Source organism: Anaerococcus sp. NML200574, from assembly GCF_026131665.1.
Taxonomy (GTDB): domain Bacteria; phylum Bacillota; class Clostridia; order Tissierellales; family Peptoniphilaceae; genus Anaerococcus; species Anaerococcus kampingae.
This window is the reverse complement of sequence record NZ_JAMXSM010000002.1, coordinates 44740-58975: the sequence shown is the minus strand read 5'-3', so window position 1 is coordinate 58975 and position 14236 is coordinate 44740. Positions and strand designations below refer to the sequence as shown.

The following is a 14236-nucleotide window of genomic DNA, read 5'->3' as shown; positions in this document are numbered from 1 at the left end:
AAATAACAAAACTAGAAATTTCCTAAATATTCCTTTTCCACTTTTCAAACTATTCTCCTTTCTCTCTAATCTTATTCTTAAAAGAAGCTAATAGGTCTTTAACTTCATTAATTCTAAGTAAATATATTAGAAGTAAATAAATCATTCCAGCTATCGAAACAGATAATAATAGGGATAATATTAATCCCACTCTTATACTCATAAAGTTATATAAAATCGCCGAAATACTTGATATAATAAGTGATGATGATGTTATTTTCATTAACGAAATCAGGCTGTTCTTAATATTTAAGCTGCCAATTTTCTTACTAAAGGCTATTAACATTATGATAGTGCCTATAGCCGTCGATATTGCTGTAGCTAAAGCCAATCCATTAATGCCAAAGAACTTAACAAGAATAAAGTTCAGTACAATATTTATTGCTTGTTGGATAAGAATAATAATTACAGGCGTCTTAGCATCTCCCACAGAATAAAATGCATTTCCTAAGATTTTTATAAATGAAGTAAATATTATAAATGGACCATAAGAAAACATAAGCCCTGCAACGACTATTGTATCAGCTGATGTAAAGGCATTTCTTTCAAAAGCAAGCTTTATAATAGGATTAGCTAGAGCCATCATCCCAAATGTAGCTGGTATTACTAAAAGCATTGTCATAATAATAGCTGACGATACTGAGCTTTTCATTTGATCTATTTTTCCTGCTTGACCAAGTCTGGCTATTTCAGGAAATGACACTGTAGCAACAGTCATAGTAACTACTCCAGTTATAAAATTTAACATTGTCTTAGCATAAAATATCTTTGATACTGATGCAACACCAAAAAAAGCTGATGCCATAGAATTATCTACCAGTACTGATACTTGATCAGCAGTTGATGATAATATAATAGGGATCATCATTGTCATGAGATATTTAATATATATATCATTTAAGTTAAATATTCTTTTATATTTAAAACCTAATTTCTTACTTGCAAAAGGAAATCTAGTAAATTGTAAAATCTGAGCTATAAGAGTACCTATAATCAAAATATATGGATTACCCAACTTCCCAGTAATAATCGTAGAAATGATTATAATTATATTTAGAATAATTCCAGTTGCTGCAGGATCAACAAAGTTTCCTTTTATATTCAAATATCCACTAAGTACAGAAGATGATAAAAAAGCTAGTATTGATAAAGACATTATCCTTGTAAAATCAACAGCAAGATCAAGAGCCTCTCCATCTAATTTCGGAGAGAATAATTTAGATAGAGGCCTAGCTAACAAAATTACTAGCACAATTGCTACTGCTCCATAAATTAACAAAGTATTTATTAAATTGGAAGTGAAGTCTTTAGCTCTTTCTTCTCCATCTTCATTCATCGCTTTATGATAAACTGGTATATATGAAGATAAAAGTCCAGTTGCAACTATCCCAGAAAGAACATAAGGTATGGTCATAGCTGTAGTATAAATAGACTTTAGCTCACCAGCTCCTATAAAGGAGGCCATAACTGACTCTCTCACAAATCCAAATATTTTTGATACAATTGTTAAAATCATTATGAGTATTGTTGTCTGACCCATATCTTCCCCTACTTGTTATTTTCTTCTATACTTTCCTTAACTTTGTTTTTAGAATCTTCGTTTGGTACCATCATATATAATCTAGAATCTGGCATGAGAGCTGATGGTAGGTCCATGGTACCCGCACCTTCTAGAGCTTGGCTTTTTATCTTCCATGATTTGCCTTCATCTAGCTGTCTATTGACTAATTCTATCATTTTATCATAAGGCATGTTTGTGTTTACTGATTTGAGTGCTACACCCGCTATGTCTCCGAAATTTAGGAGCATTTGAGGGCTGAGCATCTTTCTTATAATTGCCTCTATTATCCTAGTGTGGTTCTTGCCTCTGTCAAAGTCTCCAGCTGCTTGGTGGTATCTATCTCTGGCAAATACTAGGGCAGCAGTACCATCTAAGTGGTTTTTACCTTGAATGAAATTATAGCCATCTGCTGAAAATGCTCTTGGGTTTTCTACTTCTATTCCACCTAAGAGGTCTATTAATTCTTTTAGGGTGGTGAAGTTGACCTTGGCATAGTAGTCTATATCCTCTCCAAAGAGGCCCTCTAGGGTTGCTATTGATTTGTCTACTCCATATAGGCCAGCGTGGGTTAGCTTGTCCTTGCCTATGCCTGGGATATCGACGTAGGAATCCCTAGGTATGGTTGTGATTAGGACCTTGCCTGCTGTTGGGTTGACACTTATTATAAGGTTGACATCTGATCTAGACACTGTGGATAGGGATCCGTAGGTGTCTATACCTGATATATATACATTGAAGGAATCATCTTTTGCGACTTGTTCCTTTTCCTTTTCTTCGCTCTTGCCTTCTACTAGGACTGAGTCTAGAATTCTGGTCTGGTCTGCGAAGTCTTCAATATTTTCTTCTATTATTTGTCTAAAGCCTTCATTGAGGAGGATTACTTCCTCTTTGCCGCTTAAAAGACTTTTGGCTAGGGTTATGTAGTCTACATATTTGACCTTGGATAAATTTCCCTTATATATGTCATTGTATTCGCTTATTATCTTATCTATAGTTTCTTCATTGTCTGCCTCTGATGTTGCAAGACTTGCATCTTTGATATCCTCTAGACTCTTATATGAAGAATCTTTCCTTACTATATAGGACATCTGTGTTTTTGTAATGTTCTTATTTTTGTTGATTTCATCAATTGTCCTGATGGATGTATTGGCATAGGACATGGCAACTCCCTGGCCTAAGACAATAAAAAGAAGGGCTATCAAATAGAGCACATTAAAAGCGCCCTTGATTTTACCCTTGGTGTATAAAAGAATATAGATAAGCATAAGCAAAATAGAGCTTCCTATTGCTAGTAGCCTGTATTTCATTGGTAGAATATTGTATCTATTGATAAAATAAGCGAAGGCTACGTTCATCAATAATGAAATTATAATTATAATTTTTGGAAGATGTTTCTTTATGCTTTCCATTAGTTGCTCCTGTGTTTAGTATATCTATATTATCTTTTATTATAAATATTTTGCAAGATAGTAAAAAGCTTAACAAAATACTATGTGATTTGATTAAATTCATGTTAAGACATATAGATATATATTAAATTATAATATAAAATTGTGATTTTGTAAACAAAATCAAGGGTTTGTTTATGTTATTTGCAAATAATGTCAAGAAAGCTAAAATTGGTTGTGATTTATTGGTTGTTAGAAAACGTTTTGGGGTGGAATGGGGTTGTTTTCTGCGAAAACTTTATTTCCCCTCGTTTCTACCGAGCATAGCGAGCGGAGAAATCTGAGATTGTTTTGATTAATATTTTATAAGATATAGTTGTGCTTTGATTTTAAAAAATAATGACGCTCTGGCAGTTCTAATAGACTTCTCGACGGAGCTCGAAGAAAGGGAAGGGTGACTTTTCTTCGAAAACTTTCATATTTATAGAAGGTAATAGTTTTATTTACCTAATACCGATGTAGGTACAGAACCCTATATTAAAAGAACCATGAGATTTCTCACAAAGTTCGAAATGGGAGAATGTTGATTCGGACGGACTCGGTCTCCTGGATCCTACAAACTTGCACTGCTCTCGAAGCAATGGAAAGGGAAGTTTTCTTCGAAAACTTTTTTTATTTAAAGGTGATGATTATATTTAGTTAATGCCGATGTAGATACAGAACCCTATATATACATAGCTATGGGGTCCTCCAAGAGCCGGACGGGCTTGCCCTCAACGAGCCGACGGGCTTGCCACTACGTTCGAGAAGGGAGGGTCGCTTCCAAAGGGCTGGGTTTCAATGATCCGACCGAGCTTGCTCTCCTCCCTTGTTTCGACCGAGTTTAGCGAGCGGAGAAATCTGAGATTGTTTTGATTAATATTTTTAAAGATATATTTACGCTTTGATTTAAGTAAATAATAACGCCGGAGTAGTTCTAATAGACTGGTCTCCTGGAGCCGACGGGCTTACCACTGAAGTCGATGCAAGGGAAAGGATAGTTTTCTGCGAAAACTTTTTGTAGATATAAGGTAATAACGATATTCACCTAATACCGATGTAATTACATATCCCGATATGAGAGGATCGATGAGTTCTCTCACGTTCGTTCGAGAAGGGAGGATGGTGACGGCATAGTTTTACTTTTCTCTGTTCTACCACTTTCTCCTTCCCTTGTACCAATATCTTTTACTCCCCTTATCCCGACCGTAGCAGAGGGATCAATTACACAAGCTTAAATTAATAGAAACACTTTTAACAGCATGTTGCTTATACGAATAGTGTATATAGTTTTTCTTTGATTTTTATGAATAACAATTTCTAAGCAGTTCTAATAGACTTGTCTCCTGGAGCCGACGGGCTGCAACTGAGGCCGAAGAAAGGGAAATGTGGGTTTTCTTCGAAAACTTCAATTTGTTTTGTGTTTTTTACGTTTCAAACGCAAGAATCTTGCGTTTGATTTTGTCCTTTTTCGTTTGTTTATCAAACTTAAAAGCCCCCTTATTTTTTATTTCAGAGGGCTTTGTCTTTTTATTGGTCTTTTATTTTTACTGCTACCATTTTGGCTTTGGCTCTTATTTCTCCTTTTGCTTCTAGGGTCATTTCTATTATTGCTTTTCTTTCTCCTAGTTCTGCTAGGCTTGACCTGATTATGATTTCTTCATCCATTGGGGTTGGTTTTTTGAAGTCTACTTCTAGTCTGGCTGTGATGTATCTTTGGATTACTGTGTTTTTAGTTAGTTCTAGGCCCTGTGCGTGGTGGTTGAAGTAGGCTGCGCTGGCTGTGCCGTGACAGTCAAATAGCATTGCTATCATACCGCCGAAAAGGTTAAATGGGACTCCTCCTGTGTACATCTTATCTGGTTTTACCTTGCATATTACTTCTTTTCCATCATCAGTTGGGTAGGATTTGAGGTGGAGGCCTTCTTTATTTTGAACACCGCATCCCCAGCAGTGTTGGTATTTTTCGCCATAGGTCTCTTGGATTGCGATTTTTTCTGTCATTTCATTTCCTTTCCATACTCTCAATATTGTTTTTATATGTCTATTATATTTGATTTTATACCCATAAATATGAACTTTATAAACAATACTACAACTCAAAAAATCGCTCGATTATTGAGCGATTTAGATGTGGTTAGATCAAATTGTTTTTAACTATTTATTAAATGCTTCTTATTTGAATTTATTTCTTCTTACCCTTTTCAAGGATTTTCATTAAGTTTTCCTTGCCATTTTTGAGGTTTTCTTTGAAGATTTGCTGGATATTTTCCTTGCCTTCTTTTGTTGAGATGTCTTCTATTTTCATCTCTCCCTTAAAGACTTGCTCCATGATAGCTATATAGGCTGTGCCTAGGGCTGCTGTGATTACTCCTGCTGTGCCTGCTGATATGGCTCCTCCTGCTATAGATCCTGCTCCTGGGACTAGTTTTATTATATTGGCTACAACTGTTCTTCCCAAAAGTGTGGCACCTCCAGATCCTAGGGTAGATGAAACTAGGGCTGCGATAACTGATTTATTGATATCGAAGCCAAATATGACTGTAATTGATGCTATCATTGCGATTTGGGTTGGGATTAACAAAGTGGCATCGGCGAAGGGAATTGGGGCTGCACCTTGACCTGTGGCAGCTAGGGCTGCTGCAGCTACAGCCTTAACTGCTCTTGACTTTTTTGCTTCTAAATTTGCTATCTGTACGTGTTGGAGGGTGTCTTGGAGCTCTTCTGGCAGAGCATGTCCCATAATATTTATTAGCCTATCTAGGCCGAAAGATTTGACTGTACCTACATCATCTATCTCAAAGTCCTTGGCAAGAACTGGCACGACTTGGATGATATCGAGGTTTTCATCCTCAATTATAGAACGAAGTTTCTCGGCATTTTTCTTTGAAATTGACTGGGTTAGGACAATTATGATTGGCACTTGGGTCGTCTTATTCTCGTGGGTGAGCTCCCTTATCCACTCTATTTCTTCTGGCTCTACCCTATTTGAGCTAGTGTTTATACAATACCAGATACAGTGGATTGCCTCGTTGATGTCATTTTTGCTAAGGCCCTTATTAATAGTAGATATTATCTCAGCTTTGACCTCTTCCTGAACATCTTTTCCAAGCTCAAAACCCTTGGTATCATAAATATTAAGAGGAACTCCCTCCTTGCTTATCTTTCTCATGTGGGTGGTAACAGGCTTACCCAGGCCCTCCTCGGCTAGGTTGTCCTTAAAAACAGCATTGATAAGGGTAGACTTACCAACTCCCGTCTTCCCTGCTACAATTATATTTAACTTATTTAGGTTATTAATCTTTTCTTTTATTAGGTCAATTGCCTCCTGGGCAATGTTTATAGGATCTAGAACCATGGGTCCTCCTTTATAATTTTAAATTCATACCGCTAATCTGGTATAATTATTTTGAAAGCGAACGATAAGAAAATGAATTACTTATATAAATACTATACTCCAAGAAATTTTGATAATATAATTATGACTTCTGCAGGAAATATTCTTACTGGTCTTTATTTTGAGAAGGCATTTCCTTTTGACGAGGATGATTTTCTAAAAAATAAGCCTGATATTTTTAAAGATACCATCAACTTCCTAGATTTATACTTTGAGGGTAAAGATCCTAGTTTTATCCCTAAATTCATCTTGCCTCATATGAGTGATTTTAGGAAAAGTGTAATAGAAATCCTCCTTACTATCCCCTATGGCAAGGTCATGACCTACAAGGAAATAGCAAGCCTTATTGCCAAGAAAAGAAAAATAAAAACTATGTCTAGCCAAGCTGTGGGTGGAGCTGTTGGGGCCAATCCTATTTCTATAATCATCCCTTGTCATAGGGTTATAGGCAGCCATATGAATCTAACAGGTTATGCAGGAGGGATAGATAATAAATACGAACTGCTTAAGCTAGAAGGCCATCCTATGGCTAAGTTTAAAATGCCAAAGAAAGGAAAACTATTGTGAAAAGATGCTCTTGGGTAAATCTTAATAACCCCACCTATGTGAGCTACCACGATGAGGAGTGGGGAAAGCCTAATTTTGATGAAGTCTATCTATTTGAGATGCTTATTTTAGAAGCCTTTCAGGCAGGTCTTTCTTGGGAAATCGTTCTAAATAAAAGAGAGGCCTTCCGCAAGGCTTATGATGGATTTGATTTAGAAAAAATACTAAGCTATGATGAAGCAAAGATAGACGAGCTTCTAAATAATCCTGATATAATTAGAAATAAGCTAAAGATAAGGGCTAGCATTACAAATGCTAAGGTTTTTAAACAAATTGAAGAAGAATTCGGGTCTTTTTATGCTTACTTAAAAGGCTTTGTAGGAGATGAGATAATCTATGAAAATGATAAGACCACTTCAGAAATCTCTGATAAGCTATCAAATGACCTTAAAAAACGCGGCATGAAATTTGTAGGATCTACGACAATATATTCATTCCTCCAGGCGGTAGGCTTTATAAATTCCCATGATGATGACTGTTTCCTAAAGAAAACTCCCTAACTTAGATTTTCTAAGCTTGGGAGTTTTTTCAGTCCATATTCTTAAGTTTAGTAAAGTTTTTAAATTCGTAAGGATCTTTTACCTTAAATAGTGGGTTTATCTTCCATTCTCTTTTTATGCTTGTTGGAAGGGTTGGCTTGCCTAAAGCTAGGCTTTCTTTTGCCTTTTTTATTTCTTCATCCATGAAGTCTTCTTTTATGATATTTTTAGATGAGGTGAGGTGCTTTATTGTATATTCGTGGGCTGGGTAGACTAGGGTTTCTTCTGGAAGAGACCTTATTTTATCGATTGTCTTAAAAGATAAGTCGAATCTTCCTGTAAAGACTCTTCCACAACCTGATGAAAATAGGGCATCTCCACAAAAAAGCCTTCCATCTACCAAGTAAGAAATGTGCTCATAGGTGTGACCAGCTGTCTTTATTACTTTAAAATCATAGTCTAGAAGGCTAAAGGAATCTCCTTCTTTTAGGGTCTTATCATTTAGATTTTCTGTTTCTATAGGTCCAAAGACTCTAGCCTTTGGATATTTTTTCTTAAGCTCTTCTACCCCACCTACATGGTCTAGGTGCTTGTGGGTAAGTAAGATTGCCACAAGATTTTTACCGTCTAAATATTCAAGGGCAGGCTTTGCATCGCCTGGATCAACTAAGATTATGTCATTGTCTTTTTCTAAGGTCCAAATGTAATTGTCTTCAAATGCTTTTATATAAGATACTTTCATATAAACTCCTCGGAATGACTTATACCCAATCTTTTCACCTTTTATCCATTGGGATGTATTCTTTCTTGTCATTTAAAGACTTGTAGGCAGGCCTTATGATTTTTTCATCTTCGATTTGCTCGAGTCTGTGGGCACACCAGCCTACTGTCCTTGCTATAGCAAAGATTGGTAGGTAGAGGTCTTTTGGAATATTTAGCATATCATATACAAAACCTGAATATAGGTCGACATTGGCACATGGCAGATAGGCCATGTTTTTCCTATCCTTAATAAGCCTTGCCCCAATATTTTCGACCCTTTCTATAAAGAGGAAGTCCTTCATCCTGCCCTTTATCTCTGCTATCTCTTTGGCCTTCTCTTTTAGAAGAAGCTCCCTAGGATCTGATAAGGTGTAAACTGCATGGCCTAGGCCATATATTAGGCCCTTCTTGTCAAAGACCTTTTTATCTAGGATCTCTTCTAGATAGGCTTTAATCTCTGACTCATCTTCAATGTCCTTAATATTTTCCTTGATATTATCTAGCATCCTGCTTACCTTTATATTAGCTCCTCCGTGTCTAGGGCCCTTGAGTGAGGCAAGGCCTGCTACAATTGATGAGTAGGTATCTGTACCCGATGAAGATACGACGTGAGTTGCAAAGGCTGAGTTATTTCCTCCTCCATGCTCTGCATGGATTATGAGCAAGAGGTCTAGGATTTCTGCTTCCTTCTTGCTATAGGCCTGGTCAGGTCTTAGCATGGAAAGAATATTTTCTGCAATTGACTTATCTGGGCTTGGATTGTGGATTATAAGCGACTCTCTGCCAAATTTATGTAGTTTTGCCTGATAGGAATATATGGCAAGTAGTGGAATCTTTGCGATAAGCGAAAGGGATTGGCCTAGAACATTTTCAATAGATGTATTGTCAGGGTCCTTGTCATAGGTATAAAGGGCTAGCATTGAACCCATCATCTTGTTCATTATGTCAGTTCCTGGGAGGTTAAGAATGGTGTTTTCAAAAAATCCCCTAGGTAGGGTCATATTTGATGCTAGAATTTGCTTAAAGCCATCAAGCTCTTCTTTTTGGGCTAGGCTATTAAAAATCAAAAGATAAATAACTTCCTCAAAGCCAAGCCTGTGGGTATCTTCAACATCTTTTACAAGCTTAGTTAGGGGATAGCCCTTGTAGTAAAGCTCGCCATGGGCGGGGATTTTCTTGCCATCTTCTATCTTATAGCCACAAACATCCCCCACCTTGGTTATGCCAACTAGGACTCCTGTCCCATTTTTATTCCTAAGGCCCCTTTTTATATCAAATTTGTCATAGAGGCTCTTGTCTATATTATTTAGTTCTTTGATAGGGCCTACGTATTTATTAATTTCCATCCTAGGCCCCTAGATTGTCGATTATCGCTTGAGTGATTTCTTTTGTAGTAGCAGAACCACCTAGGTCTTTTGTGTAATTTGCCTTATCTGATAGGGTCTTATAGATTGCATCTCTTATCATTTTGGCCTTGGCATTTTCTCCTATATCATCTAGCATTAGGCAGAGGGTTAAGAGCATGGCAATAGGATTTGCAAGGTTTTGACCAGCTATATCAGGGGCTGAGCCGTGGATTGATTCATAAATTGCAATGTCCTTACCCTTATTAACTCCTGGCATGAGGCCAAGACCTCCTACAAGGCCTGCTCCAAGGTCTGATAGGATATCGCCGTAGAGGTTTTCTGTGACAAGAACATCAAATCTTTCTGGGTGCATGACCATCTGCATGGCAGTGTTATCGACTAGGATTTCTTCCATTTCTATATCTGGATAGGCTTTTGCGACATCCCTTGCCACATCTAAGAAGAGGCCGTCAGTTAGCTTCATTATATTGGCCTTGGTTACGACACTCACCTTTTTCCTGTTTTGAGCTTGGGCATAGTCAAAGGCAGCCCTTATAATTCTTTCTGACTTATCTCTTGTGATTATCTTTATGGAGTGGGCTTCATTTTCTGAAATTTGCTCTTCAACTCCTGTATAGAGGTCTTCGGTATTTTCTCTGAAGATTACCATGTCTACACCATCAAATTTTAACTCTAATGGACCTGGAGCCTTGATTGGTCTGATATTAGCATAAAGGTCAAATTTCTTCCTTAATTCCACATTTATAGACCTAAAGCCGTGGCCGATTGGTGTTGTAATTGGGCCCTTGATAGCTATTTTGTTTTTATTTATGGATTCAAAGAGGGCTTCTGGTATATAGGTGCCTTCCTTTTCAAAGACGGAAAGGCCTGCATTTATTTCTTCAAATTCTAGGTCAAGGTCTAGGGCTCCTACCACTTCCTTCATGGCTTGGCTTATTTCTGGGCCTATACCATCACCCATTATTAGTGTTACTTTCATACTTACTCCAATACTAAATTTTTAGCATAAGCTAGGTAGCCTCCATCTAGGAGAACTTGCTTTTCTCTTTCTGAGAAATCTGATTTTAGTTTTATCTTGATATTTTTTGTCAAATCTTCTAAGATATAGGAATCTTTTTCTATAGATTCTTTCATATTTACAATTCTAATATCATCGTATTCGTCGATTTTATCATAGTCTGCAGGGTCTTCAAATACTAGTGGAAGAATTGCGTTATTTATGAGGTTTGACCTATGAATTCGGGCAAAGGACTTGGCAACAACTGCCTTTATTCCTAGATATAGAGGGATTAGGGCAGCGTGCTCTCTGGATGAGCCTTGGCCGTAGTTTTCGCCTGCAAGGATCACTCCACCATCCATGTCTTCACATCTTTTCTTAAAGTCGTCGATTTTAGTTGTGAAGGCATATTCGGATAGGTAGGCAATATTTGACCTAAATGGCAAGAGCTTGGCATTTGATGGACAAATATCATCGGTTGTTATTCCATCTCCTGCCTTAAAGACTACCTTTTTATCTATATCGCTTGCCTTGCTTGCCTTTGGGAAAGGCTTGATATTTTTTCCTTTTATAGTTTCTTTAATTCTTTTGGTATGGTCATCTTCTGGTCTTATAAAGTAGGCATCTGTATGGTTAAAATCTACGTCTTTTGGAAAATTTTCCTGATAGTCAAGCTCGCTAGGATCTGCTATATATCCTAGGACTGCACTTACTGCACAGGTTTCTGGACTTGCAAGATAGATCTTCGCATCCATGGTGCCAGATCTCCCTTTAAAGTTCCTATTAAAGGACCTTAGGGAAACGCCATCTGATTTTGGTGCTTGACCCATACCTATACATGGACCACAGCCTGATTCTAAGATTCTTGCGCCTGCTTTTATCATTGTAGCAAGGGCACCATTTTCTGAAATCTTTTCTAAAATTGTAGCAGAACCTGGTGATATAACTAGGGATACATCTGGGTGAACCTTCCTGCCATCAAGAATAGCAGCTACCTTCATTAGGTCCATGTAGGATGAATTTGTACAAGATCCGATAGCAACTTGGTCAAGCTTTATCTTTTTTAAATCACCAACCACTGCATATTGGTCTGGATAATGAGGCTTGGCGACAGCTGGCACTATCTTACTTAAATCTATGTCTATAGTTTCATCATAAAAGGCTCCTGGGTCAGCTGATATTTCAACATAGTCTTCTTCTCTATTTTGGCTCTTAAGATATGCCAAAGTGTTTTTATCAGATGGGAAAATCGATGTGGTAGCACCTAGCTCTGCTCCCATGTTGCAGATAGTTGCCCTGTCTGTTACAGAAAGACTCTTAACCCCATCGCCTGTATATTCCATGATATAGCCTGTACCACCCTTTACGGTGAGCTTGCCTAGGATATAAAGGATAATGTCCTTGGCATTGGCATTTTTATTTAGCTTCTTGGTTAAATTCACCCTAAAAACCTTAGGGACCTTTACAAAATAAAAACCCCTAGCCATGGCAACAGCCACTTCAAGGCCTCCTGCCCCTATGGCAAGCTGGCCAAGGCCACCGGCTGTAGGCGTGTGGGAGTCAGATCCTAGGAGGGTTTGGCCAGGCTTTGCAAATTGCTCTAGATTTACCTGGTGGCAGATACCTGCACCTGCCTTTGAAAAGGTAATGCCATATTTGTTGGCAGCTGACTTTATAAATTCGTGGTCGTCAGCATTTTCAAAACCTGCTTGCAAAATATTGTGATCTATGTAGGCTAGAGAGTTTTCTGTGGCGACATTTTCTATATCCATTGCCTCAAGCTGGAGGTAGGCCATAGTGCCTGTCGAATCTTGGGTAAGGGTCTGGTCAATTTTTATTGCAACTTCTTCCCCTGTTTTAAGCTCTCCTTTTATTAAGTGATTTTTAAATATTTTCATAGCTAATGATAAAGCCATATGAACTCCTTTTTACTTTAATGTGATATCGTATAGTGGGTATTATACTTTGAATTTTTAAAAATACCATCTAATATTTATCCATGAATTATTAAAGAAAAATCACCCCGCCACAAAAGATGGATCTTAAGCGACAGAGTGATTTATGAAAATTATTTTTTAGTATAGTTTGGAGATTCTCTTGTGATTTGAATATCGTGAGGGTGATTTTCTACAAGAGAAGCTGGGCTTATTTTGACAAATCTTGCTTTTTCTTCTAATTCTACAAGATTTTGGGCACCAACATATCCCATACCAGACCTTAGGCCTCCGAGAAGTTGGTAGATGACATCACCTACTGATCCCTTGTAGGCTACCCTACCTTCTACTCCTTCTGGGACATATTTTTTGGTATCATTTTGGAAATACCTATCGCTTGAGCCTGATTTCATGGCTGCAAGAGATCCCATGCCACGGTATTCCTTAAATTGCTTACCTTCAAACATGATTGTCTCTCCTGGAGATTCTTCAGTACCAGCAAATAGGGATCCTGCCATTACTACACTTGCTCCACAAGCAAGAGCCTTTGTAATATCACCAGAATATTTAACACCACCATCAGCTATTATTGGAATGTCGTATTCCTTAGCTGCCTTATAGCAATCGATAATGGCTGATATTTGTGGAACACCGACACCAGTTACAACCCTAGTTGTACATATTGAACCAGGACCTATACCTACCTTTACACAATCTACTCCAGCTTCTATGAGGTCTTTGGTAGCTTGGCCTGTGGCAACATTGCCGGCTATAACTTGTAGTTCAGGATATTTAGCTTTTATCTTTCTTACAGCATCCATAACTCCTTTAGAGTGACCGTGGGCTGTATCTAGGGCAATTACATCGACTTTTGCCTCTACTAGGGCATCAACCCTTTCCATCATATCGCCTGTAATACCAACACCTGCACCGACTAATAACCTGTCGTGGTCATCACGAGCTGAGTTTGGATATTGGCGAGTTTTTTCAATATCCTTGATGGTAATAAGGCCCTTAAGTTTGAAATCATCATCAACTATAGGTAGTTTTTCAACCTTGCCTGATTCCATCTTTTTGACAGCATCAGTCATTGAAATACCAACATGACCTACTATCAAGCCATCTTTTGTCATTATATCATCAATAATTACACTTGGGTCTTCTTGGAATCTTACATCACGGTTGGTTAAAATTCCCTTAAGATACATCTGATCATCTACTATTGGCACTCCTGAAATCCTGTAATTTGACATAATTTCTAGAGCATCTGCAAGGGTATTGTATGGATGAAGGAAGAAAGGATCAGTTATAACCCCATGCTCACTTCTTTTTACCCTGTCGACTTCTCTAGCTTGCTCTTCTATGGACATATTTTTGTGGATGATACCTATGCCGCCTTGTCTAGCCATAGCTATGGCCATCCTAGATTCTGTAACTGTATCCATGGATGCTGACATGAGTGGAATATTGAGCTTGATTTTCTTAGTCAATCTTGTTCCTACTTCAACTTCATTAGGTAGGACCTCTGAAGGACCTGGTACTAATAGTAAATCATCAAATGTTAAGCCGTCTCCAATAATTTTCATAATAACCTCATTTCTTTTTTGAATTTACCTAGCCAGTACTGGCTAAATATAAGCTGGAATAATTATTTTTCTTACTATACT

Annotated in this window: 11 protein-coding genes; 2 read left to right on the top strand and 9 right to left on the bottom strand. The window is 37.7% G+C overall.

The window, feature by feature from the left end:
• Window positions 1–49: 49 nt before the first annotated feature.
• The 4 genes from murJ to NH286_RS01220 all read right to left on the bottom strand — a co-directional run bounded on the left by murJ (window position 50) and on the right by NH286_RS01220 (window position 6385).
• Window positions 50–1579 carry a murein biosynthesis integral membrane protein MurJ gene (gene murJ / locus NH286_RS01235; RefSeq protein WP_265236272.1) on the bottom strand — a complete coding sequence of 510 codons (1530 nt, stop codon included), beginning with the start codon at window positions 1577–1579 and terminating at the stop codon, window positions 50–52.
• Window positions 1580–1587: 8 nt separating this feature from the next.
• Window positions 1588–3009: an LCP family protein gene (locus NH286_RS01230; RefSeq protein ID WP_265236270.1), complete on the bottom strand. Its 1422-nt coding sequence runs from the start codon at window positions 3007–3009 to the stop codon at window positions 1588–1590.
• Window positions 3010–4557: 1548 nt separating this feature from the next.
• Window positions 4558–5031 carry a hotdog domain-containing protein gene (locus NH286_RS01225; protein ID WP_265212685.1) on the bottom strand — a complete coding sequence of 158 codons (474 nt, stop codon included), beginning with the start codon at window positions 5029–5031 and terminating at the stop codon, window positions 4558–4560.
• A 181-nt stretch (window positions 5032–5212) separates the two neighbouring features.
• Window positions 5213–6385, bottom strand: coding sequence for a YcjF family protein (locus NH286_RS01220; protein WP_265236268.1), 1173 nt, complete (start codon window positions 6383–6385; stop codon window positions 5213–5215).
• A gap of 72 nt (window positions 6386–6457) precedes the next feature.
• Here NH286_RS01220 and NH286_RS01215 point away from each other — a divergent pair, with 72 nt between their 5' ends.
• The gene (locus NH286_RS01215; RefSeq protein WP_265236265.1) at window positions 6458–6991 is read left to right on the top strand and encodes a methylated-DNA--[protein]-cysteine S-methyltransferase; all 534 of its coding nucleotides are present in this window, start codon (window positions 6458–6460) and stop codon (window positions 6989–6991) included.
• Entirely contained in the window at window positions 6988–7530 is a 543-nt protein-coding gene (locus NH286_RS01210) for a DNA-3-methyladenine glycosylase I (RefSeq protein ID WP_265236264.1), read from the top strand. The genes NH286_RS01215 and NH286_RS01210 overlap by 4 nt, the downstream gene beginning before the upstream one ends.
• A 28-nt stretch (window positions 7531–7558) precedes the next feature.
• On the opposite strand, the gene gloB is transcribed toward NH286_RS01210, so the two are convergent.
• From gloB to guaB, 5 genes are all read right to left on the bottom strand, one after another.
• The gene (gene gloB / locus NH286_RS01205; RefSeq protein ID WP_265236262.1) at window positions 7559–8251 is read right to left on the bottom strand and encodes a hydroxyacylglutathione hydrolase; all 693 of its coding nucleotides are present in this window, start codon (window positions 8249–8251) and stop codon (window positions 7559–7561) included.
• 34 nt (window positions 8252–8285) lie between these two features.
• Window positions 8286–9617 carry a citrate synthase gene (locus NH286_RS01200; RefSeq protein WP_265236260.1) on the bottom strand — a complete coding sequence of 444 codons (1332 nt, stop codon included), beginning with the start codon at window positions 9615–9617 and terminating at the stop codon, window positions 8286–8288.
• 1 nt (window position 9618) lies between these two features.
• Window positions 9619–10617 (bottom strand): isocitrate/isopropylmalate dehydrogenase family protein, encoded by a 999-nt coding sequence (locus tag NH286_RS01195; protein WP_265236258.1) that lies wholly within the window; start codon window positions 10615–10617, stop codon window positions 9619–9621.
• Between the two features lie 2 nt (window positions 10618–10619).
• Entirely contained in the window at window positions 10620–12551 is a 1932-nt protein-coding gene (locus NH286_RS01190; RefSeq protein ID WP_265236256.1) for an aconitate hydratase, read from the bottom strand.
• 152 nt (window positions 12552–12703) lie between these two features.
• A complete protein-coding gene (guaB, locus tag NH286_RS01185) occupies window positions 12704–14155 on the bottom strand; it encodes an IMP dehydrogenase (RefSeq protein WP_265236254.1) in 1452 nt (483 codons plus the stop codon).
• Between the last annotated feature and the right edge of the window lie 81 nt (window positions 14156–14236).

Coding starts and splice junctions, on each gene's coding strand:
- NH286_RS01200 (WP_265236260.1), bottom strand. CDS start 9,617: ATGGAAATTAATAAATACGTAGGCCCTATCAAAGAACTAAATAATATA.
- NH286_RS01225 (WP_265212685.1), bottom strand. CDS start 5,031: ATGACAGAAAAAATCGCAATCCAAGAGACCTATGGCGAAAAATACCAA.
- NH286_RS01230 (WP_265236270.1), bottom strand. CDS start 3,009: ATGGAAAGCATAAAGAAACATCTTCCAAAAATTATAATTATAATTTCA.
- murJ (WP_265236272.1), bottom strand. CDS start 1,579: ATGGGTCAGACAACAATACTCATAATGATTTTAACAATTGTATCAAAA.
- gloB (WP_265236262.1), bottom strand. CDS start 8,251: ATGAAAGTATCTTATATAAAAGCATTTGAAGACAATTACATTTGGACC.
- NH286_RS01215 (WP_265236265.1), top strand. CDS start 6,458: ATGAATTACTTATATAAATACTATACTCCAAGAAATTTTGATAATATA.
- NH286_RS01190 (WP_265236256.1), bottom strand. CDS start 12,551: ATGGCTTTATCATTAGCTATGAAAATATTTAAAAATCACTTAATAAAA.
- NH286_RS01195 (WP_265236258.1), bottom strand. CDS start 10,617: ATGAAAGTAACACTAATAATGGGTGATGGTATAGGCCCAGAAATAAGC.
- guaB (WP_265236254.1), bottom strand. CDS start 14,155: ATGAAAATTATTGGAGACGGCTTAACATTTGATGATTTACTATTAGTA.
- NH286_RS01220 (WP_265236268.1), bottom strand. CDS start 6,385: ATGGTTCTAGATCCTATAAACATTGCCCAGGAGGCAATTGACCTAATA.